The 15,933-nt window shown below is 65.2% G+C and carries 20 protein-coding genes; 7 read left to right on the top strand and 13 right to left on the bottom strand.

All coding sequences use genetic code 11. The annotated features are described in order from the left end of the window. Both MKI88_RS09605 and MKI88_RS09600 read left to right on the top strand, forming a co-directional pair. Window positions 1–351, top strand: a 351-nt coding sequence (locus MKI88_RS09605) for an integrase core domain-containing protein (protein WP_241631125.1), incomplete at its 5' end; no start/stop codon positions are given. Between the two features lie 152 nt (window positions 352–503). Beyond that, entirely contained in the window at window positions 504–1,781 is a 1,278-nt protein-coding gene (locus MKI88_RS09600) for an MFS transporter (protein WP_241631124.1), read from the top strand. Here MKI88_RS09600 and MKI88_RS09595 read toward each other — a convergent pair. The 3 genes from MKI88_RS09595 to MKI88_RS09585 form a co-directional block, all read right to left on the bottom strand. Continuing rightward, on the bottom strand, window positions 1,741–2,688 hold the full coding sequence (locus MKI88_RS09595; protein WP_241631123.1) for a DMT family transporter: 948 nt from the start codon (window positions 2,686–2,688) through the stop codon (window positions 1,741–1,743). The two genes, MKI88_RS09600 and MKI88_RS09595, sit on opposite strands and share 41 nt — an antisense overlap. A gap of 96 nt (window positions 2,689–2,784) precedes the next feature. Beyond that, on the bottom strand, window positions 2,785–3,321 hold the full coding sequence (gene rsmD, locus MKI88_RS09590; protein ID WP_241631122.1) for a 16S rRNA (guanine(966)-N(2))-methyltransferase RsmD: 537 nt from the start codon (window positions 3,319–3,321) through the stop codon (window positions 2,785–2,787). Further along, window positions 3,318–4,073, bottom strand: coding sequence for a pseudouridine synthase (locus tag MKI88_RS09585; RefSeq protein ID WP_241631121.1), 756 nt, complete (start codon window positions 4,071–4,073; stop codon window positions 3,318–3,320). The genes rsmD and MKI88_RS09585 overlap by 4 nt, the downstream gene beginning before the upstream one ends. A 92-nt stretch (window positions 4,074–4,165) precedes the next feature. Here MKI88_RS09585 and MKI88_RS09580 point away from each other — a divergent pair, with 92 nt between their 5' ends. Together MKI88_RS09580 and MKI88_RS09575 are read left to right on the top strand one after the other, a co-directional pair. Further along, window positions 4,166–4,585: a response regulator gene (locus tag MKI88_RS09580; RefSeq protein ID WP_241631120.1), complete on the top strand. Its 420-nt coding sequence runs from the start codon at window positions 4,166–4,168 to the stop codon at window positions 4,583–4,585. Between the two features lie 32 nt (window positions 4,586–4,617). Continuing rightward, window positions 4,618–5,103 carry a cupin domain-containing protein gene (locus MKI88_RS09575; RefSeq protein ID WP_241631119.1) on the top strand — a complete coding sequence of 162 codons (486 nt, stop codon included), beginning with the start codon at window positions 4,618–4,620 and terminating at the stop codon, window positions 5,101–5,103. A gap of 424 nt (window positions 5,104–5,527) precedes the next feature. On the opposite strand, the gene MKI88_RS09570 is transcribed toward MKI88_RS09575, so the two are convergent. Continuing rightward, window positions 5,528–6,664, bottom strand: coding sequence for an aromatic ring-hydroxylating dioxygenase subunit alpha (locus MKI88_RS09570; RefSeq protein WP_241631118.1), 1,137 nt, complete (start codon window positions 6,662–6,664; stop codon window positions 5,528–5,530). A 250-nt stretch (window positions 6,665–6,914) separates the two neighbouring features. Here MKI88_RS09570 and MKI88_RS09565 point away from each other — a divergent pair, with 250 nt between their 5' ends. Then, window positions 6,915–8,261 (top strand): AmpG family muropeptide MFS transporter, encoded by a 1,347-nt coding sequence (locus MKI88_RS09565; protein WP_241631117.1) that lies wholly within the window; start codon window positions 6,915–6,917, stop codon window positions 8,259–8,261. 6 nt (window positions 8,262–8,267) lie between these two features. Here MKI88_RS09565 and MKI88_RS09560 read toward each other — a convergent pair whose 3' ends face one another. Beyond that, window positions 8,268–8,630, bottom strand: a complete 363-nt coding sequence (locus tag MKI88_RS09560; protein WP_407073328.1) for a DUF6628 family protein — start codon at window positions 8,628–8,630, stop codon at window positions 8,268–8,270. Between the two features lie 278 nt (window positions 8,631–8,908). On the opposite strand from MKI88_RS09560, the gene MKI88_RS09555 reads away from it, so the two are divergent. Further along, the gene (locus tag MKI88_RS09555; RefSeq protein ID WP_241631115.1) at window positions 8,909–9,163 is read left to right on the top strand and encodes a hypothetical protein; all 255 of its coding nucleotides are present in this window, start codon (window positions 8,909–8,911) and stop codon (window positions 9,161–9,163) included. Window positions 9,164–9,179: 16 nt separating this feature from the next. Beyond that, the gene (locus MKI88_RS09550) at window positions 9,180–9,686 is read left to right on the top strand and encodes a hypothetical protein (protein WP_241631114.1); all 507 of its coding nucleotides are present in this window, start codon (window positions 9,180–9,182) and stop codon (window positions 9,684–9,686) included. 6 nt (window positions 9,687–9,692) lie between these two features. Here MKI88_RS09550 and MKI88_RS09545 read toward each other — a convergent pair whose 3' ends face one another. The 8 genes from MKI88_RS09545 to MKI88_RS09510 form a co-directional block, all read right to left on the bottom strand. Beyond that, window positions 9,693–11,018 carry a folylpolyglutamate synthase/dihydrofolate synthase family protein gene (locus MKI88_RS09545; RefSeq protein WP_241631113.1) on the bottom strand — a complete coding sequence of 442 codons (1,326 nt, stop codon included), beginning with the start codon at window positions 11,016–11,018 and terminating at the stop codon, window positions 9,693–9,695. 111 nt (window positions 11,019–11,129) lie between these two features. Then, complete coding sequence (gene accD, locus MKI88_RS09540) at window positions 11,130–11,984, bottom strand: acetyl-CoA carboxylase, carboxyltransferase subunit beta (RefSeq protein ID WP_241631112.1); 855 nt, start codon at window positions 11,982–11,984, stop codon at window positions 11,130–11,132. Continuing rightward, the gene (trpA, locus tag MKI88_RS09535; RefSeq protein WP_241631111.1) at window positions 11,981–12,799 is read right to left on the bottom strand and encodes a tryptophan synthase subunit alpha; all 819 of its coding nucleotides are present in this window, start codon (window positions 12,797–12,799) and stop codon (window positions 11,981–11,983) included. The genes accD and trpA overlap by 4 nt, the downstream gene beginning before the upstream one ends. After that, entirely contained in the window at window positions 12,796–13,023 is a 228-nt protein-coding gene (locus MKI88_RS09530; protein ID WP_241631110.1) for a hypothetical protein, read from the bottom strand. Before MKI88_RS09530 ends, trpA begins: the two co-directional genes overlap by 4 nt. After that, window positions 13,020–14,228: a tryptophan synthase subunit beta gene (gene trpB, locus MKI88_RS09525; protein WP_241631109.1), complete on the bottom strand. Its 1,209-nt coding sequence runs from the start codon at window positions 14,226–14,228 to the stop codon at window positions 13,020–13,022. Before trpB ends, MKI88_RS09530 begins: the two co-directional genes overlap by 4 nt. Next, entirely contained in the window at window positions 14,225–14,869 is a 645-nt protein-coding gene (locus MKI88_RS09520; RefSeq protein WP_241631108.1) for a phosphoribosylanthranilate isomerase, read from the bottom strand. Before MKI88_RS09520 ends, trpB begins: the two co-directional genes overlap by 4 nt. A 40-nt stretch (window positions 14,870–14,909) precedes the next feature. Beyond that, window positions 14,910–15,584, bottom strand: a complete 675-nt coding sequence (gene pyrF, locus MKI88_RS09515; RefSeq protein ID WP_241631107.1) for an orotidine-5'-phosphate decarboxylase — start codon at window positions 15,582–15,584, stop codon at window positions 14,910–14,912. Continuing rightward, window positions 15,581–15,916 (bottom strand): lipopolysaccharide assembly protein LapA domain-containing protein, encoded by a 336-nt coding sequence (locus MKI88_RS09510; protein ID WP_241631106.1) that lies wholly within the window; start codon window positions 15,914–15,916, stop codon window positions 15,581–15,583. The genes pyrF and MKI88_RS09510 overlap by 4 nt, the downstream gene beginning before the upstream one ends. Window positions 15,917–15,933 lie beyond the last annotated feature (17 nt).

The following is a 15,933-nucleotide window of genomic DNA, read 5'->3' as shown; positions in this document are numbered from 1 at the left end:
ATCGAATATTACCGCAGCCTCGGCATCACCGTGACCCGCGTCATGACCGACAATGGATCATGCTACAAAAGCTTCGCCTTCCGCGATGCCTGTAAAGCTCTCGGCCTCAAACACATCCGCACAAGACCTTATACACCCAAGACCAACGGCAAGGCCGAGCGCTTCATCCAGACATCCTTGCGCGAATGGGCATATGCCCGCGCATATCCAACCTCAGAGCACCGAAAACAGGCGCTCGACCCCTGGCTACACAACTACAACTGGCATCGCCCGCACGGCAGCCTACAATCCATGCCGCCCATCAGCCGACTGGCTCAACCGATGAACAACCTCTTGAGGCTCCACACCTAGAGCCTGATAGGTTGAGATTGAAGCACTGCGTGCTTCAATCGAAAGCGTGAATCAGGCTCTATTCAAATAGTTGAGACCTTGATTCACGTTTCAGGCTGATTCAGCCTGAAACGACCAAGGTCGAGATCGAGATAGCGAGGGGATTCGGACGAATGGCGACGACGATGAACGCGGTGGCGGAACAGCCCTCAAATCGCCGCATCCTGCTCGCCAGCCTCGTCGGCACCTCGGTCGAATTCTACGATTTCTACATCTATGCCACTGCGGCGGCGCTTGTATTCGGGCCGATCTTCTTCCCTTCGGAATCGGCGTCGGCGCAGTTGCTCGCGGCCTATGCCAGCCTTGGCGTCGCCTTTATCGCGCGGCCACTGGGAGCGAGCGTGTTCGGGCATTTCGGGGACCGGATCGGGCGCAAGTCGACGCTCGTCGCCTCGTTGTTGCTGATGGGCGCATCGACGCTGCTGATCGCCTTCCTGCCAACCTATGCGCAGATCGGCTGGGTTGCGCCGCTGCTGCTTTGCATCCTGCGCTTCGGGCAGGGTTTCGGGCTCGGCGGCGAATGGGGCGGGGCGGCGTTGCTCGCGGTGGAGAACGCGCCCGAGGGCTGGCGCGGACGCTATGGCATGGTGCCGCAACTGGGTGCGCCCGTGGGCTTCATCGCCGCCAACGGGCTGTTCCTCATCCTCGGCATGACGCTGAGCCAGGAGGAGTTCATGGCCTGGGGCTGGCGCATCCCGTTCCTCGGCAGCATCCTGCTCGTCGGCGTCGGGCTGTGGGTGCGATTGAAGCTGACCGAGACACCCGCCTTTGCCGCGGCGCTGGAGGAAGCCCCGCCGCCAGCCGTGCCCTTTGCCGAGATGCTGCGCGATCACTGGCGCGCAACGCTGGGCGGAACCTGCGGCGCGATCGTCTGCTTCGCGGTCTATTATCTCGCGACCGCCTTTGCGCTTGGCTATGCGACGACCACGCTGGGCATCGACCGGCAGGTTTTCCTGGGCCTCCAGATCCTCTCGATCTTCTTCATGGGCTTCAGCATCGCGGCCTCTGGCTGGCTTTCGGATCGGTTCAGCGCGCGCGACGTGCTGCTATGGGGTAGCGTCGCCGCGATCATCGCGGGGCTGGTGCTGCCCGTGGCGCTGCAATCGGGTTCGCTCACCATGATCTTTGCGGGCATGAGCTTCGCGCTGGTGGTCATGGGGCTGGTCTATGGCCCGCTCGGCGCGTGGTTGCCGGGCCTCTTCCCCGCGCGCGTGCGTTATACGGGTGTGTCGATGGCGTTCAACGTCGCGGGCATACTGGGCGGCGCGCTGACCCCGGTGGCGGCGCAGTGGCTCGCCGAGGATCACGGGCTGGTCTGGGTCGGCGTCTATCTGGCCGCGGCGTCAAGCGTCAGCCTTGTGGCGCTGCTGTCGATGCGCGCGCGCGCCTGAGCCAGCCAAAGGGGCGGCCGTCGATCGCGGCGAGGCCGATGCCGATCAGCGCCATTCCCGCATAATGCTTGGGCTCGAGCGCTTCGCCGAGCAGGAAGGTGCCGAGCAGGATCGCGGGAATGGGGATGACGAAGGTGACGAGCAGCGCATTGGTTGCGCCCGCGGTCTCGATCAGCCGGAAGTAGAGGATATAGGCGAAGGCGGTCGAGACGAGCGCGAGACATGCCATCGCCGCAACCGACTGGAACAAGGGCGCGGGCAGCCGCCAGGGCGTGTCGAAGATCATCGCGAGCGGAAGCATGATCGCGGCAGCCGCAATAAGCTGGCCCGCGGCGACTTCGACGGGGGCGACGCCCATCGCCTTGAAGCGGCGGCCATAGACGCCGGCAAGCGCATAGGAGAGTGCCGCCGCGACGCATGCGATCTGCGCAAGCAGATTGTCGCCGAGCTCCGCCAGAGCGTCGCCGCCGATCATCATCGCGACGCCCGCGATCCCCGACAACACGCCGACGATCTTGCCGGGTGTCGCCTTTTCGTCGGCAGTGAAGGCGTGCGCGACGACGACGCCCCAGAGCGGGGTGGTGGCGTTGAGGATCGAGGCAAGCCCGATCGGAATGTGCGTCTGCCCCCAGGCGACGAGCACGAAGGGCAGCGCGATATTGAGCGCGCCCAGCAGCAGGAAGGCAAGCCAGATACGCGGCGAGGCTGGCAGGTTGCGTCCGGAGAGTCCGAGGAACATGATCAACGCGGCTGCCGAAATGCTGGCGCGCAGGAGCACGAGCGTGAGCGGCGGGAAGCTGCGCAGCGAGATCTCTATGAAGAAGAACGAACCGCCCCACACGACCGAGAGCACGCCGAAGACGAGCCATTCGCGTGGCCCCATGCGTTGCTGGATCATTGCGCTCATGCCATTCTCAATAGAACCGATCGGGGACGATCGCCCACTAATTCTCACACGCGAAACATAAGCGCACCCTATGGAAGCGCCTCCCGGCGCTTGCGCTCAAAGCGCGCGGAGCAGGACGAGCCTGGCCTTTCCGTAGGTGCGCTCCGTGTCGGGCGCGAGGCCCGGAATGTCGACCGCTTCGTCGCGCGCGGTTTCGATGCTGACAAGGCAGCCCGTGTTGAAGCCTTGCCGCCCGGCGAGCGCTGCGAGCGCCTGCTGGCCAAGCCCGGTGCCATAAGGAGGGTCGAGCATGACAAGGTCGAACGGACCGCCCACAGGCGTGAGCGCGGACTGCGCCCGGACCTCGGCGCGCGCGCCAGCACCAAGCGCATCGACATTCGCCTTGAGCGCGGCGATCGCTCCGCGATCATTCTCGACAAAAGTGCAGTGCGCCGCGCCGCGCGACAGTGCTTCGAGGCCGAGTGCGCCGGTGCCAGCGAACAGATCGGCAACGCGCAATCCCTCAAAGCTCCCGAGGCGGCTCGTCAGCATCGAGAACAGCGCCTCGCGCGCGCGGTCGCTCGTGGGGCGCGTCGTCCTGCCCGCGGGGGCCTTCAATGCGCGCCCGCGCCATTCGCCGGCAATGATCCTCATCCAAGCGTGTTCCGGAAGGTGATGACGTCGTGGCGGCGGATCTCGTCGACTTCGCCAATGGGCAGGTCGGCAAGTTCGAAGGGGCCGTAGCTCGTGCGGATCAGGCGCGAGACCTTGAGCCCCAGATATTCGAGGACGCGGCGGACCTCGCGGTTCTTGCCCTCGGTCAGCTTCATCTCGATCCAGGTATTGGCGCCCGTGCGGCGCTCCAGATTGGCGTCGATCGAGCCGTAGCGGATGCCGTCGATCTCGATACCCTCGATCAGATCCTCGAGCTGCGCCTGCGTCACATCGCCATAGGCGCGCGCGCGATAGGTGCGCACGACGCCCGTTTTGGGCAATTCGAGCTGGCGCTTCAACTCGCCGTCATTGGTGAGGAGAAGCAGACCCTCGGTATTGAGGTCGAGGCGTCCGACAGGCATCAGCCGCGGCAAGCCCTTGGGCAGGCGGTCGTAGATCGTGGGTCGGCCCTTGGGATCGCGTTCGGTGGTGAGCACGCCCGAGGGCTTGTGGAAGCGGAAGAGCTTGGCGGGCGGCGCCTGCTTGACGGGCTGGCCGTCGACGGTGATGCCGTGGAGCGAGGTCAGAATCGTCGCGGGCGTGTCGAGCACATCGCCATTGAGCGCGATGCGGCCCTCGGCGATCATGCGCTCGATCTCGCGGCGCGAGGCTATCCCTGCGCGTGCCAGCAGTTTCGCGATGCGCTGACCTTCGGGGCGGTCTTCGCTGCGCTTTTTCGGTGGCGGGGCCAAATTTCGTCTCCAGTCGTGAAAATAAACCCGTGCGTGTGCCGTCGCGAGCCAGTATGCGCTCTGCCCGGGCGCGGGAGAGGACAAGCGCATATATGCTGTTTGGCAGGAAGCAAAGGCTGATCAACCGGCTTCTCATTGTAGAGGACGAGCCGCTGGTCGCGTTCGACAACGAACATGTGCTGACCGAGGCGGGCTATCACGTGGTCGGGACGGTCGACCGCTATCGCGACGCGGTGGCGGTGCTTGATGCCGCCGAGGTTGATCTGATCCTCAGCGACGTGCGGCTGACAGGCGATCGCGATGGCGCCGAACTGGCGCGTGAGGCGATGCGCCGCGAGGTGCGGCTGATCTTCGTGACCGCGAGCTGCCCCGTCGACGCGCCCGAAATCTCGATCGGGTGCCTTGCAAAACCCTTTGCGCACAAGGAGCTGCTCGCGGCGCTCGACGCGATCGAAGCCTGCCTTGGCGGCGCGCGGCCCAGAAAACTTCCGCGCGGGCTGACGCTGTATTGAGCTTGCGCCGTTTCGATTGTGGAGAAAGCGCCATGGTGAAGCCGATCATCAATCTCGACGCGGTGGAGTTCGACGATGTCGAGGAGAATGGCCGCTTCACGTCGAGCCGTGCGACGATCAGCGACCTGATCGGCGCGCGCGATCTGGGCTATAACCTGACCGTGCTTCCGCCCGGCAAGGTGCAATGCCCCTTCCATTCGCATCACGGCGAGGAGGAGATGTTCTTCATCCTCGAAGGCGAGGGCGAGCTTCGCTTTGGCGACCAGCGCTACCCGATCCGCAAGCATGACGTGATCGCCTGCCCGCCCGGCGGACCGGAGGTGGCGCACCAGATCATCAACACCGGCACGACCACGATGCGCTATCTGGCGATTTCGACGCTGGTCGAGGTCGAGGCGTGCGAATATCCGGATTCGGGCAAGGTGTCGGTGGTGGCGGGCAAGCGCGGTGATCGTGGCCTGCGCAAGATGTTCCGCGCGGAAGCCGATGTTGACTATTACGACCGCGAGGAAGGGTGATCGGACGGTTCGGGATTAGCGCCCATCGCCTCCGTTCGACGTCCTGATCATCCAAAGTTCAGCAAGGTCAGCCCTGTGTGAAAAATCCGCTCAATCAGTGCGCGTGCACTGATCGGCGTTTTCGATCAATGCTTCGCTTTGTCATCTTGCACATGGTCAAAGAGCCGATTGCCGCTGCAGGCCGACAGACCGGAAATATGTAGGACAGCGATTTCTGACAGCTATCGACGACATTGCCGACCTAAGATCCTCCCCGGTACGGGGAGGTGGCAGCCCGAAGGGCTGACGGAGGGGCTGCGCTGAATTTGCGGGCTTTATGCCAGCCCCTCCACCACGCTTCGCGTGGTCCCCCTCCCCGTACCGGGGAGGATCCAGACGGCGACTAACCACGACATTCCAGTCGTCGTCTGCTATCGGTAGCGGCCTAGTTCGCCGCCAGCCGCGCCTCGACCGTGTCGTGGAAATGGCGGATGCCCGTTTCGAGCGTGCCCAGGGTCAGGCGGTCGATCGCGCCCGATTGCAGGCCGTTCTGGCCAAGCGCCGCGGCGCGGTAGTCCTCGCCCGCGAACACGCCCTCGTCGAGCAGCTTCCAGCTGCGCTGCCAGTGGTCGAGCGCCTTTTCGGTTCTGGGCGGTTCGGGGATCAGCATGAAATCCTCGACGAGCACGCGGTCGACGGCCTGCGGCATCAGCACCATGATGTTCACATAATCGGGGCTGAGGATCATGATCGTCGCGGGGAAGAGCTGATACGCGAAGGTGATCGATGCGCGGAGCGCGCGCCAGTCGTTGAGGTCGAGCGCCGCCACCGCGGATTCGCGGCCCACGGCCGAGCGCTGGTGCGGGCCGATCGTGTCGCCGCTGGTGACGCCGTCCTGGAAGAAGGGGCCGATCGTCTCGGCATGGAGACGCTGGACGTGATAGCTTTCGAGGAAGGCGTCCATGACGAGCTTCCAGTTGGCGGGCACGTCGTGCGTCTTGCGCGCGAAGAGATGCTGCTCGCCGAGCGCGAAGGCGTCGAAATCGTGCGTCAGCGTTTCGGCCTCGGCGAAGCTGGCACCCTCGTCCAACGAGAACCAGATGAGCCCGCCCGCCTCGAAGGTGGGCAGTCGCTTCAGCCCGTACTCGCTCTTGTCGAAGCCGGGGAAGCTGTCGGGGCGGGGGAGGCCGACGAGGCTGCCGTCGAGCTTGTAGGTCCAGGCGTGATAGGGACAGACGATACGCGAGGCGCAAACGGTTTCGCCGCCCTCGACCAGCCGCGTGCCGCGATGGCGGCAGACATTGAGGAAGACGTGCGCCACGCCCTTGCCATCGCGCGCGATCAGCAGTGGCTTGCCGAAGCCGTCATGCGGCACTGCCATATTGGGCTTGGGCAACAGCGCCGAGGGCGCGATCACCTGCGGCGCGCGGTGGAAGATGCGTTGCTGCTCAAGCGCGAAGCGTGCGGGGTCGGTATAGGCGGAGGCCTCGACATAGGTGATTGCATCGCTCTTGCGCGCGCAGCCATGCGCGATCGCGTCGGCCAGCGCGATCTGGCCCGGGGTGGGGGTGATGGCGTTCATGGCGCCTGCATGTCCTCTCGCTCGTCGGGGCGGCCGTCTGATGCGGCAGCTCCCCAAATCTGCCCTGGAGCCTGATCGGTTAAGGGGGAAGCGCTATGCGCTTCCGCCGAAATCGTGAATCAGGCTCCGCTTCCAAATCAAGACCTTGATTCGCGCTTCAGACTGATTTCAGTCTGAAGCGATCAAGGTCTAGGCATATCGCAATTATCCGCTAGTTTCTCGCCAAATTTCGAGGGTTGGGGAGCATTGCATGGTGGACGCTACGGAAAGCTTGGGGTGGCGCGGCAATCTTCCTGCCGGTCTGAGGCCCTATACCGAAGCAGCACCCATCGCGGCGTTCTTCCTTGGCGTTTCTTCCGGCTTTCCGTTCGCGATGATCGGCGCGACGCTGACGACTCGGCTCGCGCAGGACGGGATCGACAAGAAGGCGGTGACCGCCTTCACGCTCGCCTTCCTTGCCTATAACCTCAAATGGCTTTGGGCATGGGTGGTCGATGGCGTTCGCATTCCAGTGCTCGGGCGGCTCGGGCAGCGCGTGTCGTGGCTGATCCTTGCCGGGCTGTTCGTCATGGCGGCGGTGGCGAACCTCGCGCTCGTCGATCCGCAGACCAGCCTGTTGCAGACCGCCTATGCCGCGATCCTCGTCGGCGTGGCGGGTGCGACGTTCGATATCGTGATCGACGGCTACCGGATCGAGCTGCTCAAGCCCAATCAGCTCGGCGCGGGTTCGGGCATGTCGCAATATGGCTGGCGGATCGGATCGGCGGGCGCAGGCGCGGTGGCGCTGGTGATTGCGGCGCGCACGGGCTGGGAGGCTGCCTATCTGGCGTGCGCTGCGCTGGCGTTGCCCGCGATAGCCACGGGGCTCATCATGGGCGAGCCCCAACGCCACCGCGAGGCCGCGCAGCGCAAGGGCATTGCCGAACTGGGGAACACGATCGCCGGGCCGTTCCTCGAATTCTTCAAGCGGCAAGGCGCGCTGCTCGTGCTGCTCTTCATCCTGCTCCACAAGATCGGCGACACGCTTGCCAACCTGACCTTCCGTTTGCTGTTCAATGATCTCGGCTTCACCAATGACGAGATCGCCTTTTACGATGTGGGGCTGGGCTTCTTCGCCTATCTCGTGGGGATCTTCGTCGGAGGCTTCCTCTATGCCCAGCTCGGGATGAAGCGTTCGGTGCTGCTCAGCCTGATCCTGATGGCGGTGTCCAACTTCAGCTTTGCGCTGCTTGCAGCTGCGGGGCACAGCAACGAGGGCATGGCAGCCGCGATCGGCTTCGAGAATTTCGCGAGCGGAATCGGCGGCGTCACCGTCGTCGCCTATTTCTCGGCGCTGACGGACCTGCGCTTCACAGCCTCGCAATATGCGCTGATCTCGGCGGCGGCGAGCATCGTGGGGCGCTTCCTGACGGGCACCACGGCGGGCGCGCTGATCGAGGCGACCGGCTATGTGAACTTCTACCTGCTGACTACACTCGCGGCGGTGCCGGGCATCATCCTGTTCTGGCTGATGATGCGCGCCGGGCTGATCGACGCCTCGATCGGCAGCGCGGGCAGGAATGGCGAGGGCAATGGCGACGCCGCGGCCCCGACCTGACCGGCTTCACATTTCGCGCAGAAACAGTGCCAGCGGCTTGCCCAGATCGGTGAAAGCCTGACCGACCGCCTGCGCCGTTGTGAGAACGCCAAGGCAGTCGGGCGTGCCCATCAGATCGCTCAGCAGCGTATGCGCGCGGCGGGGGTGGCTCTGGGCGTGCTCGACGGTGCTAAGGAGCACCGCTTCATCGGCGGTCATCCTGAGACAGCAGCATGGCGCCACCTTCACGGTCTGTTTGGAGGCCCGCGCGATCTCCGCCATCATGGCGCGGACGAGGATCAGCGGCCGGCGATAGCTGATGCCGAAATGCGCGAATATCGCGTGCGCGGCGTGCGCGTCGTCAAGTCCCGCAACCGCCATGCGCCGCATCGCGAAGAGCAGCAGCCGGCCTGTGCGCAGATCGGGAATGGACGGGGCATCGGCATAGTTGAGATCGGCGGGCTGGGCCATGGGACATCCTCGCTTGGCTTTAGACAGGCAGCTTTGCCTGTGAGCTATTGCAAGTCAATATCAATAATGAAGAGCGTATTCGGCAGGGATCGACGGTGCGTTGCGAAAGCGCGTCGATCGTGCCTTTTCAAAGCGGAGCGACGGGCGCAGATGGAACGGTGCCGTGCGCGCGCGGCGCTTCCTTCAGGACGATTCCCTTGATCACCTATCGCCTCGACATCCGCATGAATCCGACAGACCCCGACGAATCGGTCGCCTTCGAAGCCAGCGACGACGCGGAGGCCGCGAACGCCGCGCGCGCCGCGATTGCCGAAGCCTTTGGGCGGCCCGATGAACTGGTGCTGCTCGATCCGGACCGGGGGCAGTTCACCATCGGCGCTGGGCTGTGGTCGCGGCGCGGGACATATCGACTGCGGGCGACCGAGGATGTCGCCGGGCTACCGCGCTTCTGAGGAGGTGGCAGGGGGTATGTTCGAGCTTAGCCGGCAGGGGCGAACGGCGGTGCGACTGGTTCCCGACCGTATCGTCGCGCTCCAGGCCGAGGTGAAGGGATGTCTGGCGCAGCATGGCGTGGAGCCCGGCGTCGCGGTGGCCCATGAATGCGCGGCGTTCGTCTTCTGGTCGGTGCATGTCGGCATCGTCAACGCGCGGACGTCGGAACTCGATCGCTGGGTTTCGCGCCGGATGCTCAATCGCGTGATCCGGCGGAGCGATCCCGAGATCGGCGCGCTCTATGCACGGCGATGCCAAGAGGCATTGGCGGCCACGCCCAATATCTATCTGTATCGCGGCAAGCGCGGCGAACCCGAGCTGCCGGTGACGCATGCGACGGTACGGCTGTTCCTGCGCAAGCTGACGGGAATGCGCTTCGCGGCCACCGCCGACGTGGTGCAGGATCTTCTCGATGTGTTGCGGACGGCGTTCTGGAGCTGGGTCGGCGCGATGAACCCGCACTTGCGGACGAGCTTTCCCTGATCTGGCCTATTCGGGCGGCTGATCGTTAAGGCGCAGCACCTCGCCCGCGAGATAGAGCGAGCCGAGGATCAGCACGACGCCGGGCTTGCCGGGATCGAGTGTCCGGCCGAGCATCGCCAGCGCGGAAGCGACATCGGCCGCCACCGAGCCGCGCGCGCCGATCCGATCGGCCATCGCGGCGAGTGCGTCGGGCGCGTGGTGGCCATGATCGGGGACGGGTACCGCATGGATGCTCGTCGCAAGGCCCGCGAAATGCGCCAGCAGGCCCATCGGATCCTTGTTGTCGAGCATGCCGAGAACGAGGTGGAACTGACGCCCGTCGAGATGCCCGCGAAACCATGCGGCGATCATCTCTCCGGCCGCCGGGTTGTGCCCGCCGTCAAGCCAGAGTTCGGTGCCCTCGGGCAGATCCGCGGTCAGCGGCCCTTCCTCCAGATGCTGGAGCCTTGCGGGCCACTGCGCCCAGCCCGTCGCGGCCTTGAGCGCGGTTTCGGGAATGGCGACCGCATTCTGATGGCGCAGCATCGCAAAGGCGAGAGCCGCGTTCATCACCTGGTGATCGCCCGCCAGCCTTGGGCGTGGCGCGTCGAACTTGCCCTTGTCGTCGCGATAGTGGAGCCGGTTGTTGTAGAGCGTCGCTTCCCAGGTCGTGCCCTTGGCGAGCACGGGCGCGCCTGCGGCCGCCGCGACATCCGCAATTCGCCGTGTCAGCGCCGGCGCATATTTCATTGTCACGAGCGGGACGAAGCGCTTTGCTATGCCCGCCTTTTCTCCCGCGATCTCGACCTCGGTCTCGCCCAGAAAGGCCTGATGATCGATGCCGAGCTGCGCGATTCCGCAAATCGCGGGCGCGGGGATGATATTGGTCGCGTCGAGCCGGCCGCCAAGCCCGACCTCGATGATGCACGCCTCTGCCTCGTGCCGTGTGAAGGCGAGGAAGGCTGCGGCGGTGGTGGCCTCGAAGAAGCTGGGGTGGATGTCCTCCGAACAGTCGAGCACTTCGGCGAGCAGCGGCGCAAGTTCGGCGTCTTCGATCAGCTTGCCGGCAATGCGAATGCGTTCGTTGAAGCGGACGAGATGGGGCGAGGAATAGACATGCGCGCGCATGCCCGCTGCCTCGATCGCGGCGCGCAGGAAGGCGCAGGTCGAACCCTTGCCGTTGGTGCCCGCGACGTGGAAGACGGGAGGCAGCTTTTCCTGCGGGTTGCCGAGGCGCGCCAGCAGTTCCGAGATGCGTTCGAGCCCGAGCACGTCGCGGCCGGGCGAAAGCATCGTCAGCCGGTCGAGCTGGCGCTGGACCGCGGGATCGGAGGAGCGCGCGGAGTCAGGCATAATAAAAGCCCCTCCCTTTCAGGGAGGGGTTGGGGTGGGTGGGTGGCCGGACGGAAGGCTCGCTTCGCTCGCACCCACCCCCGCCCCCTCCCTTGGAAGGGAGGGGAGGATTCATGCGGCCGCCTTGTCCTCGCAGAGAAAGCCTATGAGCTGGCCGAGCGTCTCGCGCAGATCCTTACGCTCGACCACCATGTCGAGCATGCCGTGATCGAGCAGATACTCGGCGCGCTGGAAGCCTTCGGGCAGCTTTTCGCGGATCGTGTTCTCGATCACGCGCTGGCCGGCGAAGCCGATGAGCGCGCCGGGCTCCGCGATCTGGACGTCGCCGAGCATCGCATAAGAGGCGGTTACGCCACCCGTGGTCGGGTCGGTCAGCACGACGATATAGGGCAGGCCCGCCTCGCGCAGTTCGGCGATCGCGACGGTCGATTTGGGCATCTGCATCAGCGAGAGGATACCCTCCTGCATGCGCGCGCCCCCTGCTGCGGTGAAGATCACATAGGGCGCACGCTCGGCGATCGCCTTGCGCGCACCCTCGACAAAGGCCGCGCCGACGCCGAGACCCATCGATCCGCCCATGAAGGCGAAATCCTGCACGCCGACGACGGCCTTGTGGCCCATGATCCGGCCGCTGGCGTTGAGCAGCGCATCCTGTTCGCCCGTCGCGGCACGCGCGGCCTTGATGCGGTCGGTATATTTCTTGGAATCGCGGAATTTGAGCGGATCGTCGGCGACCTGAGGCGAAGCGAGCAGATACCAGCTGCCCTGATCGAAAAGCTGTTCGAAGCGCGCCTTGGCACCGATCCGTCCGTGATGCCCGCATTTGGGGCATACCGACAGGTTTTCCTGAAATTCCTTGATGAAGATCATCTGCGAACAGCCCGGGCATTTGTGCCAGAGCGTGTCCTGCGTCTCGCGCTTGGCGATGAACGGGATCGAGTTGCGAACGCGGTCGAGCCAGCTCATGCGGCCATTTCCTTTCGTGCGGCCGCGATCGCGCTGCTGAGCGATGCGACATAGTTTTTGACGGGGCCGGCGGCATTGGCGCCGTGCTCGGCGACGAGGTCGACGATGGCCGAGCCAACCACCACGCCATCGGCAACGCGCGCGATCGCGCTTGCCTGTTCGGGGGTGCGGACGCCGAAGCCGACCGCGACCGGAAGGTCGGTGCCCGCCTTGAGCTTCGCTACGGCGGTCTCGATCGAGCCCTGCGCGGCCTGCTGCAAGCCGGTGATGCCCGCAACCGATACGTAGTAGAGGAAGCCCCCGGCACCTTCGAGCACCGCGGGCAGTCGCGCCGCGTCGGTGGTCGGCGTGGCCAGGCGGATGAGGTGGACGCCCGCATTGCGCAGCGCGGGTCCGAGTGCATCGTCTTCCTCGCTGGGAATATCGACGCAGATCACGCCATCGACGCCTGCCTCGCTGGCGGCGGCCGCGAACCATTCGGGTCCGCGGCGCACCATCGGATTGGCATAGCCCATCAGCACCAGCGGCGTTTCGGCATGGCGCGCGCGAAAAGCCTTGGCGATGCCGAGGATGTCGGCGGTCGTCGTGCCCGCGCCCAGGGCGCGCAGGTTGGCGCGCTGGATGGCGGGGCCGTCGGCCATCGGATCGGTGAAGGGCATGCCAAGCTCGATGACGTCGGCACCGCCCGCGACCAATGCGTCGAGGATCGCGCCGGTGTTGGCGGGTGTCGGATCCCCGCCAGTCACGAAGGTGACGAGTGCCGCGCGATTTTCGGAGGCCGCACGCGCAAAGGCGTTGGAGAGACGGTCGGTCATTTAATCTGCCGTTTCACCTGAAAGATTCCAAAAACCGCGATCACGATCGAAAGCGTGCTAGCCGAAATGACGTCAAACTTGTCGATTGGGTGGAAGATCAGACGCAGCAAGAGATTTGCCGCTGTAAGCAAGATGACGAACGCGGCGATACCACGCCAACGCAGCGTTGCATGCCCATCCTGCCGGATATGATAAAATCGCAGCAACCGGATCAAGCTCGTCACAGCTTCACCCCAAGCGCGTCGGCGACGGTGAAGATGTCCTTGTCGCCGCGGCCCGAGAGGTTGACGATCACGATCTTGTCCTTGTCCATGCCCGGCACGATCCGCTCGGCAGCCGCGAGCGCGTGCGCGGATTCGAGCGCGGGGATGATGCCTTCGAGCTTGCAGAGGCGCTGAAAGCTCGCGAGTGCTTCGGCGTCGGTGACGGGCTCGTAGCGGACGCGGCCGATGTCGTGGAGCCAGGCGTGCTCGGGGCCGATGCCGGGATAGTCGAGCCCCGCCGAGATCGAATGCGCCTCGGTGATCTGCCCGTCCTCGTCCTGCAACAGATAGGTACGGTTGCCGTGCAGCACGCCGGGCGTTCCGCCCGCGAGGCTTGCGGCGTGCTTCTTGTCGAGGCCTTCGCCCGCCGCCTCGACGCCGACGATCTCGATCCCGGGATCGTCGAGGAACGGATGGAAAAGGCCGATCGCGTTGGATCCGCCGCCGACGGGCGCGATCAGCATATCGGGCAGCCGGCCCTCCGCTTCGAGGATCTGCTCGCGCGCCTCGTTACCGATTACCGACTGGAAGTCGCGGACAAGCTCGGGATAGGGGTGCGGGCCCGCGACGGTGCCGATGATGTAGAAGGTGTCGTGGACGTTCGCGACCCAGTCGCGCAGCGCCTCGTTCATCGCGTCCTTGAGCGTTTTTGCGCCCGATTCCACGGCGCGGACCTCGGCGCCGAGCAGCTTCATGCGGAACACATTGGGCTGCTGGCGCGCGACGTCGACCGCACCCATGAAGATCGTGCAGGGCAGGCCGAAGAGCGCCGCCACGGTCGCGGTCGCGACACCGTGCTGGCCCGCGCCCGTCTCGGCGATGATACGCGTCTTGCCCATGCGCTTGGCGAGCAGGATCTGGCCGATGCAGTTGTTGATCTTGTGCGCGCCGGTGTGGTTGAGTTCCTCGCGCTTCAGATAGACCTTCGCGCCGCCGAGTGCCTCGGTCAGCCGTTCGGCGAAGTAGAGCGGGCTCGGACGGCCGACATATTGCCTGAGCAGATAGTCGAATTCCGCCTTGAACGCCGGATCCTGCTTCGCGGCGCGATATTCGCGCTCGAGGTCGAGGATCAGCGGCATCAGCGTCTCGGCGACATAGCGCCCGCCGAATTGCCCGAAATGCCCGCGCTCGTCGGGCTGGGTGCGAAGCGAGTTGATGATGCTCATAGCTGGGTCGTCGCTTTAAGGAATGCGGCGATCTTGTCCACATTCTTGATACCCGGCGCGCTTTCGACGCCGGAGGACACGTCTACCAGCCGCGCGCCGGTGATGCCAACCGCCTCGGCGACATTCGTGGCGTCGAGCCCGCCCGAAAGCGCCCAGGCGAGCGGATGCCGGAAACCCTGGAGCAGCCGCCAGTCGAAGCGCAGCCCCATGCCGCCCGGAAGTTGTGACCCTTCGGGGGTCTTGGCGTCGTAAAGCAGGCGATCCACAGCGCCATGAAATGCGCCCGCGCCGGCGAGATCGGCGCTGGTGCAGACGGGAAGCGCCTTCCAGACCTCCTTGCCCGTTCGCGCCTTGACCGCAGCCGCGCGCTCAGCGGTTTCCTTGCCGTGCAACTGGATCACATCGAGACCGCCCGCCGCGATCGCGGCATCGAGCAGCGCGTCGTCTGGGTCGACGAATACACCAGCTTTCAGCACATGATCGTGCACGCGATGCGCGAGCGCGGCCGCCTGTTCGAACGCGACGTGGCGCGGACTTTTCGGAAAGAAGACGAACCCGACATGGCTCGCGCCGCCAGCGACCGCAGCGTCGAGCGTTTCGGGCGTCGAAAGGCCGCAGATCTTTGCGCTGATTCGGGGCATCACGGCTGCCTTAGGGACAATCCCGCGCGAGCGGGAGGGGTCAGAGCGTCGCGGCGATGTCGCGCGCGGCTTGGTCGGGGTCTTCCGCCTGCGTGATGGGGCGACCGATGACGAGGATCGAGGCGCCCGCATCGAGCGCGCCGCGCGGGGTCATCATCCGCTTCTGATCGCCCGTCGCCGCACCAGCGGGGCGCACGCCGGGAACGACGAAGAAACCGTCGGGCCAGGCCTTGCGCGCGGCGGCGACCTCATGGCCCGAGCAGACCACGCCGTCGACGCCCGATCGCTTGGCGAGTTCGGTCAGCCGCACGACCTGATCATGCGTATCGTCGGTGAGGCCGATCGCACTCATGTCATTGCCGTCGAGGCTGGTCAGCATCGTCACCGCCACGACCTTGGTGCCATTGGGGGCGGCGGCCTTTGCGTCTTCCATCATCGCCTGCCCCCCGGCTGCGTGGACCGTAAGGATCGCGGGCTCAAGCGCGCGCAGCGCCTGGATCGCCTTGGCGACAGTATTGGGAATGTCGTGGAACTTGAGATCGAGGAAGATCGGTAGATCGAGCGACGCCATCTCCTTTATGCCCGCACGGCCATTGGCCGAGAAGAACTCAAGGCCCAGCTTGATGCCGCCGACATGGTTACGGACCTTGGCGGCGATCGCTTTTGCCTGATCGAGATCGGGGGTGTCGATTGCGACGTAGACAGGGCTGCTCATGACACACCTGGCGGGACGGCGGTGGGAACATAAGCCGGCGGCATGTCGGGCTCGACGGCCGGTGCCGCGGGCGTGGTAGAAAGACCGCGCGCATCGGCGAGTGCGCGCTCGGTCGAATCGAGCTTGCGCTTCAGTCGCCAGCGCGTCGCGCGGTGCAGAATCAGCGTAGGCACCAGCCCAAGAAGGAAGGCGCCGAACAGCAGGACGGGCAGTTTGGAATCGACCTGGATATCGCCCCACAGATTGATCGTGACCGAGGTCCAGTTGGCGACCGCAAAGATCACCGCGGTGACGGCGAGAATCACCCAGAAGATCGTCCTCAGGAATTGCATGCGGTGACCCTGTTATT

The sequence above is a fragment of the Sphingomonas sp. LaA6.9 genome, assembly GCF_022601895.1.
GTDB lineage: Bacteria > Pseudomonadota > Alphaproteobacteria > Sphingomonadales > Sphingomonadaceae > Sphingobium_A.
The sequence above is the reverse complement of the archived record's forward strand: the minus strand, read 5'-3'. Positions and strand labels throughout refer to the sequence as shown.

Coding starts and splice junctions, on each gene's coding strand:
- MKI88_RS09600 (WP_241631124.1), top strand. CDS start 504: ATGGCGACGACGATGAACGCGGTGGCGGAACAGCCCTCAAATCGCCGC.
- MKI88_RS09595 (WP_241631123.1), bottom strand. CDS start 2,688: ATGAGCGCAATGATCCAGCAACGCATGGGGCCACGCGAATGGCTCGTC.
- rsmD (WP_241631122.1), bottom strand. CDS start 3,321: ATGAGGATCATTGCCGGCGAATGGCGCGGGCGCGCATTGAAGGCCCCC.
- MKI88_RS09580 (WP_241631120.1), top strand. CDS start 4,166: ATGCTGTTTGGCAGGAAGCAAAGGCTGATCAACCGGCTTCTCATTGTA.
- MKI88_RS09575 (WP_241631119.1), top strand. CDS start 4,618: ATGGTGAAGCCGATCATCAATCTCGACGCGGTGGAGTTCGACGATGTC.
- MKI88_RS09570 (WP_241631118.1), bottom strand. CDS start 6,664: ATGAACGCCATCACCCCCACCCCGGGCCAGATCGCGCTGGCCGACGCG.
- MKI88_RS09565 (WP_241631117.1), top strand. CDS start 6,915: ATGGTGGACGCTACGGAAAGCTTGGGGTGGCGCGGCAATCTTCCTGCC.
- MKI88_RS09560 (WP_407073328.1), bottom strand. CDS start 8,630: ATGCGGCGCATGGCGGTTGCGGGACTTGACGACGCGCACGCCGCGCAC.
- MKI88_RS09550 (WP_241631114.1), top strand. CDS start 9,180: ATGTTCGAGCTTAGCCGGCAGGGGCGAACGGCGGTGCGACTGGTTCCC.
- MKI88_RS09545 (WP_241631113.1), bottom strand. CDS start 11,018: ATGCCTGACTCCGCGCGCTCCTCCGATCCCGCGGTCCAGCGCCAGCTC.
- accD (WP_241631112.1), bottom strand. CDS start 11,984: ATGAGCTGGCTCGACCGCGTTCGCAACTCGATCCCGTTCATCGCCAAG.
- trpA (WP_241631111.1), bottom strand. CDS start 12,799: ATGACCGACCGTCTCTCCAACGCCTTTGCGCGTGCGGCCTCCGAAAAT.
- trpB (WP_241631109.1), bottom strand. CDS start 14,228: ATGAGCATCATCAACTCGCTTCGCACCCAGCCCGACGAGCGCGGGCAT.
- MKI88_RS09520 (WP_241631108.1), bottom strand. CDS start 14,869: ATGCCCCGAATCAGCGCAAAGATCTGCGGCCTTTCGACGCCCGAAACG.
- pyrF (WP_241631107.1), bottom strand. CDS start 15,584: ATGAGCAGCCCTGTCTACGTCGCAATCGACACCCCCGATCTCGATCAG.
- MKI88_RS09510 (WP_241631106.1), bottom strand. CDS start 15,916: ATGCAATTCCTGAGGACGATCTTCTGGGTGATTCTCGCCGTCACCGCG.